Source organism: Moritella sp. (genome assembly GCF_013215705.1).
Lineage (GTDB): Bacteria > Pseudomonadota > Gammaproteobacteria > Enterobacterales > Moritellaceae > Moritella.
Map to the genome: position 1 here is coordinate 12,939 of NZ_JABSQR010000016.1, position 17,132 is coordinate 30,070.

At 42.0% G+C, this 17,132-nt stretch carries 16 protein-coding genes; 7 read left to right on the forward strand and 9 right to left on the reverse strand.

What is annotated here, in order from left to right; genetic code table 11:
• The first annotated feature begins 147 nt into the window (after positions 1-147).
• Entirely contained in the window at positions 148-1,005 is an 858-nt protein-coding gene (yghU, locus tag HRT96_RS11930; RefSeq protein WP_293156722.1) for a glutathione-dependent disulfide-bond oxidoreductase, read from the forward strand.
• Between the two features lie 84 nt (positions 1,006-1,089).
• Here yghU and HRT96_RS11935 read toward each other — a convergent pair whose 3' ends face one another.
• Positions 1,090-1,494 (reverse strand): hypothetical protein, encoded by a 405-nt coding sequence (locus HRT96_RS11935; RefSeq protein ID WP_293156725.1) that lies wholly within the window; start codon positions 1,492-1,494, stop codon positions 1,090-1,092.
• Between the two features lie 300 nt (positions 1,495-1,794).
• Entirely contained in the window at positions 1,795-3,918 is a 2,124-nt protein-coding gene (locus HRT96_RS11940; protein WP_293156728.1) for a methyl-accepting chemotaxis protein, read from the reverse strand.
• A 385-nt stretch (positions 3,919-4,303) separates the two neighbouring features.
• Between HRT96_RS11940 and HRT96_RS11945 the strand changes: the two genes are divergently transcribed.
• Positions 4,304-4,630: a hypothetical protein gene (locus HRT96_RS11945; protein ID WP_293156731.1), complete on the forward strand. Its 327-nt coding sequence runs from the start codon at positions 4,304-4,306 to the stop codon at positions 4,628-4,630.
• Positions 4,631-4,847: 217 nt separating this feature from the next.
• On the opposite strand, the gene HRT96_RS11950 is transcribed toward HRT96_RS11945, so the two are convergent.
• From HRT96_RS11950 to HRT96_RS11960, 3 genes are all read right to left on the reverse strand, one after another.
• Complete coding sequence (locus HRT96_RS11950) at positions 4,848-5,012, reverse strand: SEC-C metal-binding domain-containing protein (protein ID WP_293156734.1); 165 nt, start codon at positions 5,010-5,012, stop codon at positions 4,848-4,850.
• 98 nt (positions 5,013-5,110) lie between these two features.
• Positions 5,111-5,917 carry a RecX family transcriptional regulator gene (locus tag HRT96_RS11955; RefSeq protein WP_293156737.1) on the reverse strand — a complete coding sequence of 269 codons (807 nt, stop codon included), beginning with the start codon at positions 5,915-5,917 and terminating at the stop codon, positions 5,111-5,113.
• Positions 5,918-6,074: 157 nt separating this feature from the next.
• Positions 6,075-7,541, reverse strand: coding sequence for a PLP-dependent aminotransferase family protein (locus HRT96_RS11960; RefSeq protein WP_293157017.1), 1,467 nt, complete (start codon positions 7,539-7,541; stop codon positions 6,075-6,077).
• A 167-nt stretch (positions 7,542-7,708) separates the two neighbouring features.
• Between HRT96_RS11960 and HRT96_RS11965 the strand changes: the two genes are divergently transcribed.
• From HRT96_RS11965 to HRT96_RS11985, 5 genes are all read left to right on the forward strand, one after another.
• Positions 7,709-8,320: a GNAT family protein gene (locus HRT96_RS11965; protein WP_293156740.1), complete on the forward strand. Its 612-nt coding sequence runs from the start codon at positions 7,709-7,711 to the stop codon at positions 8,318-8,320.
• Positions 8,307-8,849 carry an FMN-binding negative transcriptional regulator gene (locus HRT96_RS11970; protein WP_293156743.1) on the forward strand — a complete coding sequence of 181 codons (543 nt, stop codon included), beginning with the start codon at positions 8,307-8,309 and terminating at the stop codon, positions 8,847-8,849. Before HRT96_RS11965 ends, HRT96_RS11970 begins: the two co-directional genes overlap by 14 nt.
• A 167-nt stretch (positions 8,850-9,016) precedes the next feature.
• Entirely contained in the window at positions 9,017-10,408 is a 1,392-nt protein-coding gene (locus HRT96_RS11975; RefSeq protein ID WP_293156746.1) for a family 1 glycosylhydrolase, read from the forward strand.
• Between the two features lie 110 nt (positions 10,409-10,518).
• Positions 10,519-10,857: a DUF1971 domain-containing protein gene (locus HRT96_RS11980; RefSeq protein ID WP_293138127.1), complete on the forward strand. Its 339-nt coding sequence runs from the start codon at positions 10,519-10,521 to the stop codon at positions 10,855-10,857.
• Between the two features lie 12 nt (positions 10,858-10,869).
• Entirely contained in the window at positions 10,870-11,514 is a 645-nt protein-coding gene (locus HRT96_RS11985) for a DsbA family protein (RefSeq protein WP_293156749.1), read from the forward strand.
• A 98-nt stretch (positions 11,515-11,612) separates the two neighbouring features.
• On the opposite strand, the gene HRT96_RS11990 is transcribed toward HRT96_RS11985, so the two are convergent.
• The 4 genes from HRT96_RS11990 to hutU form a co-directional block, all read right to left on the reverse strand.
• Positions 11,613-13,205, reverse strand: coding sequence for a BCCT family transporter (locus HRT96_RS11990; protein WP_293156752.1), 1,593 nt, complete (start codon positions 13,203-13,205; stop codon positions 11,613-11,615).
• A gap of 352 nt (positions 13,206-13,557) precedes the next feature.
• Complete coding sequence (locus HRT96_RS11995; RefSeq protein ID WP_366931179.1) at positions 13,558-13,821, reverse strand: helix-turn-helix domain-containing protein; 264 nt, start codon at positions 13,819-13,821, stop codon at positions 13,558-13,560.
• Positions 13,822-13,861: 40 nt separating this feature from the next.
• Positions 13,862-15,394 (reverse strand): histidine ammonia-lyase, encoded by a 1,533-nt coding sequence (hutH, locus tag HRT96_RS12000; protein WP_293156755.1) that lies wholly within the window; start codon positions 15,392-15,394, stop codon positions 13,862-13,864.
• 14 nt (positions 15,395-15,408) lie between these two features.
• Entirely contained in the window at positions 15,409-17,079 is a 1,671-nt protein-coding gene (gene hutU / locus HRT96_RS12005) for a urocanate hydratase (protein WP_293156821.1), read from the reverse strand.
• Positions 17,080-17,132: the final 53 nt, after the last annotated feature.

Here is a 17,132-nt window from a genome sequence, read left to right on the forward strand (position 1 = left end):
TGTTGTTCGTATTAAGCTTGAGCAGTAAGGGGGGGGCGTTAGTTTTAGTTTATGTTCTTGAGCTCTATAGTTTATCGAGATAGTATAAAATGACAAATAAGCGAGTATCGAGTGACTGACTCAAATAGATAGCATTGGGGAAAAATTATGGAAAGCGAATACAGTCCACCAACAGTTTGGACTAACGATGAAGACAGTGGCGGTGCTTGGGCATCAATAAATCGTCCTGTGTCAGGCGCAACTCACGACAAAGCATTACCTATCGGAACTCATCCCTTACAGCTTTATTCATTGGCAACGCCCAATGGCCAAAAAGTAACCATCATGCTGGAAGAGCTATTAGCCTTGGGCGTGACTGAAGCGGAATATGATGCTCATGTTATTAACATTGGTGAGGGCGAACAGTTTTCATCCGGCTTTGTTGGTATTAATCCCAATTCAAAAATTCCTGCATTAGTGGACCACTCTGGTAATACGCCAATCGAAGTATTTGAATCGGGTGCTATCTTGCTTTACCTTGCGGATAAGTTCGGCCATTTATTACCGAAAGATATCGCCAAACGCACAACAGTATTGAATTGGCTATTTTGGTTACAAGGTTCAGCACCTTATTTAGGTGGTGGCTTCGGTCATTTCTATGCTTACGCACCAGCAAAATTTGAATATCCAATTAACCGTTTCACGATGGAAGTTAAGCGTCAACTCGACTTGTTAGACAAGCAACTTGCCGCTAATAAGTTTATAGCCGGTGATGAATATAGTATTGCCGATATTGCGATTTGGTCTTGGTATGGCAATTTGGTGCTTGGTAAGGTATATGATGCTGCGGAATTTTTAGATGCTGCAAGTTATAAGCACCTACTGCGTTGGGCTCAGGATATCGCTGAGCGTCCTGCTGTGCAGCGTGGCCGCATTGTCAATCGTACATCAGGTGAAGCATGGGAAGCGTTAAGTGAGCGCCATAGTGCTGCTGATATTGATAATGTGTTGAAGCTTAAACCTTAGTGGTTATACTTTAAATGCCATACAAAATATGGCATTTAAAGTAAATGATTTGATTAGGCAAGGCTCGTAAAAATAGGGGGAGGGTTAAGCCCCGCCATTATGAAAATATTCAATGTATATTAGTAGTAAGATCATTAAACCAACACCACATACTATTATTGAAATTAACCCTGCTAGCCAGACCATCGCGGCGCAAAAGTACCATTTTGGCACATAGTCACGAATTGCAGTCATCTCTCTTTTATAATATCGCTTTGGCCCTGCTAATGCGTAAACATAGATTAACATTTTAAAATGGGTCAAAGGGAAATTGGCATAAAAAGCTTGCTCCCCAACTGAAAAGTGCGGTGATTTAAAGTAACGTTCGTTCAGGCTTTTTGGGCATATCCATGTCAATATCATTAAAACCACTAGCCAGGGCGGAAATGCGAGCATTGAGTAAAGAAAGATATCGATATAAATATCCAGAGTATCTTGTGATAGCATCATGAGCATACAGCTCCTATCTTAAGGTTTTTAACTAGGTCAACGCCGTTTCCTCTAGCGTTATTAAACCCTAATGATACGCGATAAGAATGATGTGAAAGTATGAAAAAATAACTAAATCAATGTGATGGCAGTAATCGTTTTAGCATAAAATCAAGTGTCAACTAGGCATGCTAAATAAGCAGCTTGCAGCTCACTATGTCGCTATAACTTAAGGTTGAGTTGTTACATGGTGATGACAATCACCAGCCAAACAATGGAGCTGGTGATAGTCACTATTATTTCTATTCGTTAGAACCGATACTAATCAACCTTAAACTGACCAACCAATACTTGTTGTTGTGATGATAATTTGGCAATCGTCTGACCGACTTTTTCAGCCTCGGTAGACTGATCTAAAATTGATTGGCTTAAGTCGCGGATATTAGCGACATTCACATTCACTTCTGTTGATACAGTCTTCTGCTCACTAGCGGCGTTCACTATTTCACTATTCATCATCTGAATATCAGCCACAAACGATGAGATATCCGCTAAGCTGCTCACTGCTTTTTTAACTTGTGTGGCGGTTTCAAGAGCAAGGTGGTTACCTTCTGATATCGCGGTTGTCACACTGCGCGTGCCGTTTTGTAGATCTTCGATGACCACGCGAATTTGATCGACAGAGTCATGAGTACGACTTGCAAGTTGTCTCACTTCATCGGCAACTACTGCAAAACCTCGACCTTGTTCACCAGCTCTTGCTGCTTCAATGGCCGCATTCAGTGCCAGCAGGTTAGTTTGTTCCGAAATCCCTTCAATCACTGACAATATGGCACTAATGTTACCGCCATTTTTTTCTAGCTCGTTAGCAATTGGCACCGCCATCGCCATTCTTTCGACCAACTCTTGCATGGTATCTGCCGATTGTTGTACGATTGCTTGACCACTTTGCGCTGATTGCTCTGCTTGACTGGCCATTTCAGCGGCTCTGTCTGCATTGGCTAATACTAACGCTGATGTTTGTGTCATCTCTTCAGAAGCGGTAGCAACCATGTCAACTTCTCTAAATTGTGATTCGCTACTTTGACGTGATTGTAGTGCAATTTTTTCAGCTTGTTTCGACGTTTTACTCATGACATCAGAGGTTTCAATTACATCTTTTATTGTGCCTTGGATCTTATCTAAAAAGCGGTTGAACCAAATCGCGAGTTCGCCAATCTCATCAGCGGTTCGCACATCTAGGCGTTGGGTTAAATCACCTTCACCTGTTGCGATATCTTGTAAACGGCTGGCGACAGCTTTAATTGGCGCAACTAATTGGACTGCTGCAAACCAGATAATAACTAAGCCGAATAGGGTGACAATAACGCCAGTGATGATTTGAACCTTGAGGCTTTCAGCTGCTTGAACTTCCATGAGTTGATTTAACGCGAGGGCATCAGCCATCACGTTTTTTCTTGGCATCGTAATGACAACGCCCCAGTTGACGGCATTTAGTTTAATCGGCATGAACACAGTTAAAGACTGCTGATCCTTGCTCCATTGTGATTGCGTTACGCCATCAACTAGCCATTGTTTTAATTGTGGATCGGTAATTTGTGACCCAATCGCTGAATCATTACCATCGGTTGCAATCAACTGACCGTTATTACTGATAATCTGCACTGTACCTGCACCAGAGAACAAGGCTTGGTCAGCGCGCAATGCATATTGTTGTAGTACGTTGATTTTTAGGTCAATCCCCGTAACACCAATTATTTCACCGTCTTTACGCAGTGGTACTGTAATGGTGCTGATTAACTGAGAAGCACCGTTTTCATTGTATAAGTAAGGTTCGATGACACACGTGCGGTTATTGACAGTGCTACAGCTATACCAGAAGTTGTTTGCTTGTCCACTGACTGCCAGCGATGTGTTGTTGATCTGCCGTTCATTTTTAATCGTGAGCGTCGGTTCATTTTGACTGTTTTTATACCAATACGCAGAAAAACGGCCTTTATCATTGGAACTGACATAATCGGCGTTAGCGTAATTACCGTCTTCACCATCGAGCATATCAGGCAGAAAGGTAGTAAATGCGGCGTGCATATTATCGAAGTTTTGTACTGAACGTTTTAACAATTCAGAGACTGAATTACGCAGTTGGTCACTACTGGTAAAGTTTTCTTCAGCATTATACTGCAAGAAGGCGATACTCTCGGCGAGCATTTCTGCACGGTATGTTGCTTCATCTAAATATTTTTGCACGATAGAAGCTTGTGTATTGGCTTCGCTCATGAGTAATTGTTCGGACTTTTCACCAACAGAATTGCTGGTTTGGATCTGAATGATGTCTTGATTGGAAGTTGATGATGAAAGTGTAAAACTGATTAATGATATTGCGACAAGCAAAATGCAACATCCAGAAAGCAAAGTTATCTTCCATTGAACTGATAACGAACCCATTATAATTCCCTTTAATACCCTAATATAGTTACTGATGTTAGATTTATATGTCACACAAACATCAGACTAATGTTTTAAATATGTTTATATCAAGTTAATGCGAAATAATAAAGTGTTACAAGAAAATTAAAAGGGTATTGTTTGGAGTCGTAGGTTGCATCTAAGGCTAAAGTGCCATTTAGATCACCATTATTTTTTTGTGTATTGTTAGTAATAGAAGGGTGAACTTACTGCGATAATCTTGTTGGAAAACACGAGCTAATCACAGAATGTCAGTAAATAAAAGGGTCGGCATAATTACTGATGGGCGTTTTATTTAGCCGTGACTAGAATTAGAACGACTGAGTCTATTTATAGTCTTTAACTACAATGTGAGGGTTTGTTAATGAAAGTGGTCAAAGTATTAAGTACTATTTTGTTGTCGTCGGTAATTTTAGTCGGTTGTTCGGGAACATCGATGAAAACGCAAAATCTAGACGAGAGTGAATACACTGTCATTGGACCCGGTTCTGCTACTGCCACGGGTATCATGTTATTTAACTTCATCCCAATCCAACAGAATGACCGTTTTGTTCGCGCCCAAAATGCAGCAATTGCCACGCAAGGCGGTGACGCACTGATTAATGTCGAAGTCCAAGAAGATTGGTTTTGGGCATGGGTATTGAATGGTTATCAGACTACAGTATCTGGTGATGTCGTTAAGTTAAAGTGAGCGCGGTATTGAGCGTCCAGCGTGTCTTCACTTGATTATTACTCTGCTATACGGTTATCTCTTTTACAGTCAGTTAGCAAAAAGCCTCCACAGCTATAGTCATAGTTGTGGAGGCTTTTTAGTACGATTAATATGGTCGTGCTATTAACAGTACTACTTTAAACTAATTTAGTACGTCTACTATGTTAGCCAAAAGTACATTTAATAAAGTGTGTGATTATTTACCACAACACTTCTTAAATTTCTTACCGCTACCACATGTGCAAGGATCGTTACGACCTACTTTAGCGCTTTCTCTTACGATTGGAGCTTGTGCGTGATGATGACTACAGCCTGGACCGTGTACGTGACCTTCTTCGCTGTGTGCGTGTTGGTTTGTCATTGTTAATTCCTTAATTATATTTTGTACTTTGCAACTGTGACGCAAGTGTATAACAAATTTTATGTACTTTGGCTAAAGTTATTGTAGTTGGTGCTATATTAATCAGACGGATTAAGTGCTTCTTTTATTTGGTCTGAGTCGAAACCTTTACGGGATAGATAAGCGTAAGCTTTCGATTTTTCAGTTCTGTTATTAATGTCGTAACGTTTCTTATTTAATACATCTAGGCAGCTTTGATAAAAGTCGATATCACCGGCTTCTTCAAGTTGATAAATTTCATTTTCAAAGTTTTCAACATCAATCAGTTTGGTGCGTAATTCATTTAATATTAAACGCTTGCCTTTACCTTTACGGTACAACTTCATTATTTCTTTATTAAGGTCAGCTTTTTCAGCATTAACTTCGAGTTTAGTTCTTAAGGTGTCTTTTTCGGGGTGCAGTGACAATGCGTGATCAATTTCGGCGCGTGAAAAGCCTTTGGTGGTGAATTGCGAATATACTTTCTCTTTGGTTGTGGAGTGAAAGGTTTGAAATGAACTGCTTAATCGCGATGCTGCGAGTTCGAATTGATCGATCTCTTCATCATACATGACTTGCTCGATGGCTTCTGCCGCGTCTTTTACTGCTACGCCTCTGGCGCGTAATTTACGTGCGATAGCAGACTTGCCATGTTCATTACTAAACGCGGATTCTGCAAAGCGCACTGCGAAGTCAAAATCGCTTTTGATATAGTTTTTGCCAATCAGGTCGGCTAACACCGTTTCTACCCATTCTTGATTTTCTGTTTTACGCTCAAGCTTGGTGCGTATTTCTGCAATCGTGTAATCCTGTTGGGCTAAATGCCAGTATGCCGAGTTATAAACATTGTCAATTGACTTTGCTTGTCTGAGTTCTTTTTGCAGCATAAAAAGCCCTTCTATTTAATTAAACCATCGGTTGTTAGGCGCTGATTTTAACATTGATAAGGCATAAGGTGGGAAATTGTTAAGGGTAATATTCACATCGTGAACCTGAATACCGTCATCTTTATCTTTCTTAGAGTCCTCGATGACATAACCTAAGTTAACCATATAATTCTTGCACGATAATCTTCATTCCCTGCGTTATTTCGACTTCGCTCATAGAAGCAAAACCCACCCGAATAAATCGATATTGCGATTTGTCTTGTCCGGTTATCAAATTAAATTCAACCTCGGTCTGTAAATACACATCTTTGGTTAGTAAGGTTTGTTTTAGACCGACAATCGATACGCCCATATCCACCCACAATGCCATACCGCCAGCGGGGCAATCAAAAGTGATTGGCAGACCTTGTTGTTGATAATCCCGTAATAGGTTAACTAAAAAGTCTCGGCGTTTATGGTAGCAGCGGGTCATGCGTCTTAAATGACTCTCAAAACCACCTTGTTGCATCCACTTAGCGACCGCTTGTTGCATTAGCACATTACTCTTATGGTTCATTAACGTTTTGTATGCGGTTAACGCCGTGATTAATGCATTATTTGCCACCACGTAACCAATCCGCGCACCACCGAACATTAACTTTGAGAAGGTGGAAATGTAGATCACTAAACCGAGAGGATCATCAGCCGCCATCGGGGCAATGGGTTGAGAGTCGTAATGAAACTCGTGGTCATAATCATCTTCAATAATGGCAACGCCGTATTGTGCGGCTAGTTGATATATCTGCATTCTTCTACTGGCATCCAATGTGACGGTAGTAGGGTATTGGTGTAACGGGGTTAGATAAATGAGTTTAATATTGCCCTGTGCAAGCTGCGCGGCTAAATGCTTCGGGACGATGCCTTTATTGTCTTGTTCTATCACTACCAGCTCAGCGCCAGAACTTTTAAAGGCGGCCCATGCTGGTGGATAACCGAACTGTTCCACTGCCACTTTATCTCCGGCTTGTAATAGCAGTTTAGACACCATGTACAGGCCTTCTTGAGAACCATTACAAATCATGATTTCTTTATCTGTTATCGACCTGACACGACGTAAATATGTTGAAACTTGAGTGATTAAATCCGTTTCACCGACATTATTATCATAGCCTAAATGGGTAAATTGTGGGTGCTGGCAAAGCTGTGAAAAATAGTGTTTGAATTCATTAAACGGGAATAAACGGTTATCAGGCTGCCCCCCTGAAAAGTTGTATTTATATGCACTAGCACCCTTAGTTGGAACAAGGGCCGTGGTATTTTTATGCCGAAATTGCCATTCAAAAACGGGATGCTTGGCAGTGGTGTTACTGACCGCCTGGCTCGTTTGAATCGGTAACTTCTCAACGACCCGATAACCCGAACGTTCTTTGGTCTCAACCCAGCCTTGGGCAACCAGCTCTGCGACTGCGGCCATTATGGTATGGCGGTTAACGTTTAATTGCGTGGCTAATGTACGAGCTGAGGGAAGCGCCTCATTTGGAACGACCTGTCCCTGCTTAATTGCTTGTTTTAACGCATCGGCGATGAGTAAGTATTTTGCGCGGCGTTTGCTTTTTTGTTCCGTGATCTTCTGTTCAGTGTCGATATTGGTTTGTGCAGTTATGTGTGCATTGATGGCAAGTGTTAGGCTAAGTAATTTCAAACTGGTCTACCATTTTTATTAATTCTGGTTGTAGTAGTTATACCAAATAAACGCATAATTAGAAAACATTCAACACTCTGTATTCAAAATAAGAATAGGAAATCTAACTTATGCTACAACCAATTAGCCTCGAAAGTGAATTGATCAAATTAGAACCGCTAACAATGGCTCACTTATCTGATTTTTGTAAAGCGGGAAACTTTGCTGAAGTTTGGCGGTATATGCAGCCAAACCATTGTCAAAATGAAGATGTTGCGCGAGCTTGGATTAGTCTCGCGGTTAATGAGATGGCCACTGGATCACAAGTTGCGTTTGTCATCATTAACAAGCAGAACAATAAAATAGTGGGTTCAACGCGTTTGTTTCGTGTTAATAGCGTCGATCGCGCTTTGGAAATCGGGCACACCTTTATCTCTCCTGCGTTTCAACGTAGTCATGTTAACTCCCATGCTAAATATCTACTGCTTGAATATGTTTTTGAAACATTAGATTTCACTCGTGTTGAAATTTGTACTCATGAGAAAAACTTACAATCACGTCATGCGATTGCGCGTATCGGTGGTAAGTTTGAAGGTATTTTAAGAAAGAATCGTCGTGCAGAAGACGGTAGTTATAGAAACACTGCCTTGTTTAGCATTATTAACGACGAGTGGCCGCAAGTAAAAGCGAACTTATTAAAAACAGGTCAGTGTAAAGAGGTGTTTTCTTATGTCTCAAATTAAGCATGATAATGATGCAGCAAAAGAGATGACTTGTTCGCTTACGATCATTAAACAGCATCCATTAGCGACGCTGGTATTTATCGACGCTCATAATAACCCGTATATTAGCCATATTCCTTTTCATTTAAGTGCTGATGAGCGTTATTTAATTGGTCATGTTAGTAATAATCATCCACTCGCCAAGAAGTTTAAAGCAATATCTGGTGATAAAGGAGAGGTAAATCTTAACTTGGTATTTCATGGTGAAAGTTGTTATATGTCGCCGAATGATGTGGCGCCGTGTGACCGAAAACCTCAAACAGTGCCCACATGGCACTATTCTAATACCCATGTAACAGGTGTGGCTGTTGAAATCGTTGATAGAACAGATAAATACCAGCAAATGGTATTAACCAGTGCTTATTTTGAACAGAATCAAACGACACCTTGGACGATGGATAAAGTGTCTAGAACCGCCGTATCACATATGCTGAATGCGATTACGGTATTTAAAGTATTGATTACTGAGCTAAAAGAGATTAAGGCTTAGTTAGATTAAGCCGTAATAATCTTATAAATTATATGCCATAATACTAATTATGGCAATTATATTAATTGTAAACTCAATATTAAAAAATGTGAACCTGTTCAACTAGTCATTATTTATTATAGTTTATCATCGTATTAACATGGATTGTTTTATGAGTTGAGGAACAAATGAATTTATTTCCACGGGATTTCCTATGGGGCGGCGCGATAGCTGCTAATCAGACCGAAGGTGCATTTCAGCAAGACGGTAAAGGCTTATCTACAGCGGACTTATTACCGCATGGTATCTTAAGTCAACATCAAGAAAGTACCGACAAAAAACCAGGTATAAAAGATCTCGCTATCGACTTTTATAATCGCTATCCAGAAGATATTCAGCTCTTCAAAGAGATGGGCTTTACTTGCTTAAGGCTATCGATTGCTTGGACGCGTATCTTCCCTCATGGTGATGAAAGCCAACCCAATGAAGCTGGACTGGCTTATTATGACGGTATTTTTGATGAGTTAGCCAAGCATGACATTAAACCATTTGTCACCTTGTCGCATTATGAAATGCCTGTAGGTTTAGTTGAAAACTACGGTGGCTGGGCAGATAGAAAACTGATTGTATTTTTTGAAAGTTATGCAACGACGGTGTTCGAACGTTACCAGCATAAAGTCAAATTATGGCTGACGTTTAATGAAATCAACATGTCATTGCATGCACCGTATACCGGTGTTGGTTTACCCGAAACAGCTGATGAACAAGCTATCTATCAAGCAATTCATCATCAACTCCTTGCCAGTGCCAAAGCTGTTACCCTGTGTAAACAAATAATCCCAGATGCTAAAATTGGTAATATGCTATTGGGCGCGCTTAATTATCCTTATACTTGTAATCCCGATGATGTCATGGCTGCAGTACGTGAGAATCACAAGTGGTTATTTTTTGGTGATGTGCAGACCCGTGGTAGATACCCTGGTTATATATTGCGTTATTTCAGAGATAATAATATCGAAGTAAGAATGGAAGAGGGGGATTTAGAGACGCTTGCACAAGCCAGTGTCGATTTTATCTCATTTAGCTATTATGCCAGTGGTTGTGCTAGTGCTGATCCCAAGCAAAAAGAAGTCGGCAACATTATCGATAGTGTACCTAACCCTTATTTAGAGAAAAGTCAGTGGGGCTGGTTAATTGATCCGAAAGGCTTGCGTATATTATTGAATTTCTTATATGACAGATATCAAAAACCGTTATTTATTGTTGAGAATGGCTTAGGGGCACGTGATGAAATTACTGCGGATGGCGAGATCATTGATGATTATCGTATTCAATATTTGAACGATCACCTAGTACAGGCAAGGGAGGCGATTTTAGATGGTGTTGAACTTATGGGCTTCACCAGTTGGGGTCCGATTGATTTAGTGGCTAACTCAACGGCTGAAATGGATAAACGCTATGGCTTTATTTATGTTGACCGTCGTGACGATGGTAGTGGTACTTTAGATCGAACCCGTAAAGAAAGTTTTTTCTGGTATCGAGATGTGATCCAAACACGTGGCGCCTCGCTTACCGGTTAACATCTACGGTTGTAAGACCTAACCGTTGCCACACATTACTTGCGCTCATGGAGAATGGGCGTATATTTTATACCTATTAATCATTATGTTTTCTACAAGTGAGTGTGCTTATGCCGACAATCCCAACTGATTTTGTGAACTACAAATCAACGCCTGTCTTTACGCCTAATAATATCCCTAAAATGTTCCTACACTTACATAATACCCGCGCGGGTGTTTACGGCAAAATTATTGTTATTGCTGGTTCGTTAAAATTTTATGGTTTTACCGAAAGGCGAGGCGAGATAGAACAAGAGATCGTTATCGCACAAGACGAAACGGCTATTTCCCCGCCTGAATATTGGCATAAAGTCGAATTTATGACGGATGATACCAGCTTTAGAGTCGACTTTTACGCCCAGAGAGACTCAGATATCGTTGCCGAAAATCGATCAGAACGTAATGATTAAAGGAAAGTATCAATGGCTGCGACAAAACCAAAACTGTATCACGTCTATGATCCCATGTGCTCGTGGTGTTGGGGTTATAAACCTACGTGGGATAAAATAAAAAAAGCGGTTGCTGATGATGTCGAGATTATTTATATATTGGGCGGTTTGGCATCTGATACAGACGAGCCTATGCCAGAAATGATGCAGGCGCAAATCGCTTCTTATTGGAAGAAGATTGAGAACTTCCTCGGCACTAAATTCAACTATGAATTTTGGACTGAGAATACCCCTCGACGTGCTACTTATCCTGCTTGTCGCGCTATTATTGCCGCGCGAGCGCAAGGTGCAGAATTGGAGATGCTCAATGCGATACAAGAGGCTTATTATCTTGATGCGCAGAACCCGAGTGATAATACCGTCTTGATTAAATTGGCTTCAAAAATTGGTTTAGACATGAATCAATTTGAAACTGCGTTTTTATCTGAGCAAACACATCAAGCTTTATTAACCGAAATTGTTTTTTCGCGTTCAATAGGCGGTACTAATTTTCCTTCTCTGTTTATAGTTAAAGAGGATAAGAAGGATAAGAAGGATAAGCAGGTACAAATACCGATTGATTACAAAGATGCTGAGTTGACGATTGAATTGATAAGAAGCGTGATTTTAACGATTTAAATATTTGCACTATTTCAATAGTTAGAAATAAGTCAGCCTGACAATATTAAGCAAGTATCGCTTATAAAGTCAGGCTGTTTTGTAAGCCTAATCGCCTATTACGCTTGTGCTCGTTCTTTTTCTGCAGCAAGCGCTTCTTGTGCGTGAGTCATCTTGATTGCAGCTATCGGCCCTGTTACCAGAGTGATTGCTATTAAGAATGACACCGGCACTGCGGTGATCACAATGAATGATTGCAGTGCATTTAAACCACCGTCACCCGCGAGTAATAACACTGCAGCAACACAACCCATGATAACAGCCCAGAATATGCGCTGCTTACGGTCGGGTTCATTATCGCCAGATACAACCATCGCAATCGAATAAGCCATCGAGTCACCCGTGGTAACCACAAACGTTGTCGTGAGTATCAAGAATGCAGGTAGCAAAATCTCGCTTAATGGTAATTGCTGTAATATTGCTAATAATACCGCAGGTAAACCAGCGTCAGCTAATGGACCCGAAATAATACCAGGCGTTTGTAGCTCAAAGAAGATGCCTGTACCACCTAATACCGAGAACCAGAAGTTTGTAGCAATCGGAGCTCCAATGGCAACAGCCAATACTAACTCACGAATACTACGACCTTCTGAAATACGCGCAATAAAAATCGCCATCATAGGTGCAAAACCAATGAACCAGCCCCAGAAGAACCAAGTCCACCAAACATTCCAACCTGGATTGTCGTTAGTGACACTCATGGTTGGCAGGTCTTGCAAGTAGGTTGCAAATGCACGACCAAACTGTTCAAAAATGAATTGCGTTGGACCTAAGAGCAGAATGGCGAGCAGTAATGCAAATGCACCGATAACGTTTAAGCGGCTAAGCCACTGTAAACCTTTGTCCATGCCTGATGCGGCCGATAGCGCACAAATTGACACTACCACAGCTAATATCATTAACTGAGAGTTCATGTCATTTTTAAGTCCGATTAGGACTTCTAGGCTATAGCCCATTTGCGATGCTAAGAAACCAATTGGACCAATTGTACCAGCTGCGACGGCAATAATTGAACATGCGTCAATGACTGCGCCAAACCAATGGTTTTCGAGGCGATTACCAACAATAGGGAAAAGCAACGCACGTGGACGTAGCTTAATGCCATGATGGTGATGAGCATACATCAATACAATCGTTGCGAGTGTGCCAAGTACAGACCACGCAAGGAAGCCCCAATGCAAGAAGCTTTGGCTTAGTGCAGGAACTATCGCCTCAGCAGTCGACCCTGTAATATCGGGATAGCTTGCTGATGGCGTAATAAAATGATAAATCGGTTCTGCTGCAGACCAGAAAACACCACCACCTGCCAATAGAGTACACATGATCATTGCTAACCAGCGGAACGTGCCTATTTCAGGTTTAGTTTTCATGCCCATACGAGTTTTACCGTAACGGCTTGCTGCGATGCATAACGCAACCGCAAAGTTTGCGACCATTAGCCATTGCCAAAAGTAGCCAAATTGTCCAGCGGTTGCTGAAAATAAGTCTTGAATTAATGTTGTGAAACGAGGGAGGTCAATGATTGCAGCCAATAAGAACAAGCTAATGAAGCCAATTGTTAGTGCTGGAACCAATTTGTCGCTTTTGCGACGCGTTGAGGTATTCGATATTACGGGTACTTCTTCGCCAATCTGGCATGCATTTACTTGCATAAAATTCTCACTAAGGGGTGAGGGGCGAGATAATACCGACATTGGCGTGATTTTCCAGTTTTATCTACCTGCTGGAACGGGCAGTCTGGTTTGTTGCGTTATATCCTTGTATTTTAATACTATTTAAACTTTCTTCATAATCAGTAAGTTATATGACTAATTACCTCTCAAGTAATGATGTGATATTAATCACGCTTATGTTCTCGACATTTTTTATTGCTGTACGATTATTGACCAGTATTGGTTGATCGCTGATAGGCACGTAAAAATCAGCTCTAGGTGGGGTTATTATCACTTGGATTGTAACAATTAAGCAGTATTGATCGTTAAGCTTTAAGTCTTGTCTTTAATTTTATATTTGAATTAAAAATGTTCTTGGGTCTCGAATACTCAAATCGAGATCATCAAGCTTATGAGCGAGGGCTGTTATATCATTTAAATAGATACATCCTTGTCCTAAATGCACAAGGCCCTCTTTTTCTAATTGTTTGATCGCCTCATTGACACGCTGCCGAGCAATACCGGTAATACGGCTAATTTGTCGTTGTGACATATTTATCTTTGGTTGTTCACCTTGCAGCCTTGGCTTATGTGCCGCTATAAGTTCGCAGATAATATTTAACTTTTAAACTTAATAAATCTGCGAACAATGATGCTTAAAAACTCGGCAGCATGTCTCTTGCAACAAGCTTGTTGTGGGCCGCTTCTATCAGCAGTTGATTGGCTTTCGCAATATCAGGGGCAAAATAACGATCTTTGTCGTAGAAATCGACGCGTTCACGCAATTCTGATTTCGCCTGTTCAATTAACGGCGATGATTTTAGCGGTGCTCTGAAATCAAGCCCTTGTGCCGCAGATAACAACTCAACCGCTAAGATACCACGGGTATTTTCAGCCATGTCTTTCAATCGACGCCCAGCAAAGGTCGCCATAGATACATGGTCTTCTTGGTTGGCAGACGTTGGTAAACTATCGACCGATGCTGGATGGGCTAATGACTTGTTCTCACTGGCTAACGCCGCTGCGGTTACCTGTGCGATCATAAAGCCAGAGTTAACACCGCCATTATCTACGAGGAATGGTGGTAATTTGCTTAAGCTACTGTCGATCAATAGCGCCATGCGACGTTCTGATAAACTGCCTATCTCTGCAATCGCTAGCGCCAGGTTATCACTGGCCATGGCAATCGGTTCAGCGTGGAAGTTACCCGCTGAGATAATATCGCCATCATCGGAAAACACCAACGGGTTATCTGATACTGAGTTGGCTTCGACTTCATATATCTCAGCTGAATTACGGATCTGTTGTAAACAGGCGCCCATCACTTGTGGCTGACAACGCAATGAATAAGGGTCTTGGACTTTTTCACATGCGGTGTGAGAATCACCAATTTCACTGCTAAATTCAAGTATGTGACGATACATAGTCGCAGAATCCATTTGTGAGCGATGACCACGCACACGGTGGACGCGTGGATCAAACGGACGACGGCTACCAAGCGCTGCTTCCACTGTCATTGCGCCACATAAGGTTGCTGAAGCAAACAGATCTTCGGCAGCAAACAAACCTTCAAGGCCAAACGCAGTCGATGCTTGCGTGCCGTTTAACAAGGCTAAGCCTTCTTTTGGTGCTAAGGTGATCTTCTGCATGCCAGCAATCGCCAATGCTTCTTCACCTGTAATCACGTTACCTTGATAACGCGCTTCACCTTCACCCAGTAAAACTGTGCTCATGTGAGCAAGTGGGGCGAGATCGCCTGATGCACCTACTGAGCCTTTTTTCGGTACACATGGGTAAACTTCGGCATTCACCAATTGCATTAACGCTTCAATAACCGATAAACGGATACCTGAAAAACCACGCGCTAGGCTGTTAATTTTAAGCACCATCATCAACCGCACAGTTTCATCGTTCATGAACTCGCCGATACCTGCCGCATGAGATAATACGATACTACGTTGCAGCGTTTCGAGATCTTCAGGCGCGATACGGGTGTTAGCAAGCAAACCAAAGCCAGTATTAATGCCATAAGCAATCCGGCCTTCTGCAATGACATTATTGACAATTTCGGTGCTGGCATGGATGTCATCAAAGCAGCTAGGGTCGAGCGACACCTGTACAGGGGCTCGACTGATTTGACGAAGCTGTGCCAGGGTAAGTTGTCCAGGCTTAATTGTTAGTTGGTACATGTTTTCCTCCAAGATTATTTAAGCATCGGTAGGTCTAAGTGTTGTTCTTTGGCGCAGGTTTTAGCAATTTCATAACCAGCATCTGCATGGCGCATAACGCCTGTGGCTGGATCATTATGTAATACACGACTAACACGTTCATGGGCATCATCGGTACCGTCACAAAGTACCACCATGCCTGAATGTTGAGAGAAGCCCATGCCAACGCCGCCGCCATGATGCAGTGATACCCAAGTAGCACCACTTGCTGTATTGAGCAGCGCGTTTAATAGTGGCCAATCTGATACTGCATCAGAACCATCCATCATGCCTTCGGTTTCGCGATTAGGGCTGGCAACTGAACCAGAATCAAGGTGGTCACGACCAATTACAATCGGCGCTTTAAGCTCGCCATTTTTAACCATTTCGTTAAAGGCTAAACCAAGACGCTGACGGTCTTTTAAGCCCACCCAACAAATACGTGCCGGCAGACCTTGAAATTGAATACGTTCGCGAGCCATGTCTAACCAGTTGTGTAGCTGTGGATTATCTGGGATCAGCTCTTTTACTTTTTGATCTGTTTTGTAAATATCTTCTGGATCACCAGACAATGCAACCCAACGGAAAGGACCTATGCCTTCACAGAACAGTGGTCGAATATAGGCGGGTACAAAACCGGGGAAATCAAACGCATTTTCAACGCCTTCTTCCAATGCCATTTGGCGAATGTTGTTACCATAATCGACGGTGGCAGAACCTGCTTTTTGCAGTTCTAACATGGCTTGTACTTGTACTGCCATTGATTGTTTAGCTGCTTTAACTACGGCGGCTTCATCTTCTTTACGCATAGATGCAGCGTGCGCCATAGTCCAGCCTTGTGGCAGATAACCATTAAGTGGATCGTGAGCTGATGTTTGGTCGGTAGTACAATCTGGAATGACACCACGTTTCACTAATTCAGGGAAAATGTCGGCTGCATTACCAAGTAGGCCAATCGAAGTTGGCTGCTTGCTTTTGATTGCTTCATCAAGTAGCGCTAATGCTTCATCAAGGGTTGTGGCTTTTTTATCGACATAACCGGTACGCAGGCGGTAATCGATACGTGATTCATCACATTCAACAGCAATCATAGAAAAGCCTGCCATTGTTGCTGCCAGTGGTTGCGCGCCACCCATGCCACCTAAACCACCAGTAAGCACCCAGCGACCTTGTGCTTGGCCGTCAAAATGTTGTTTTGCCATAGCAACGAATGTTTCGTACGTACCTTGCACAATGCCTTGCGAACCGATATAGATCCAAGAACCAGCGGTCATCTGTCCGTACATCATCAAGCCTGCTTTATCGAGCTTGTTGAAGTGTTCCCAGTTTGCCCAATGTGGTACTAGGTTTGAGTTGGCAATCAGTACACGCGGCGCATTGCTGTGAGTTTTGAATACGCCAACCGGTTTACCTGATTGGACAAGGAGTGTTTCGTCATCTTCTAAACGTTTTAGTACTTCGACTATTTTGTCGTAACATTCCCAATCACGCGCCGCTCGACCAATGCCGCCATAAACAACCAATGCATGCGGATGCTCGGCAACGTCTGGGTGTAGGTTGTTCATCAACATTCTTAATGGCGCTTCGGTTTGCCATGATTTCGCGTTGAGCTGGGTGCCGTGAGGGGCAATGATAGTACGAGACGTATCTAAACGTTTATCAGTCATGTTGATTTCCTTTTCACTTTGCATACTTATTTTGATTAAATTCGGCTTCGGCT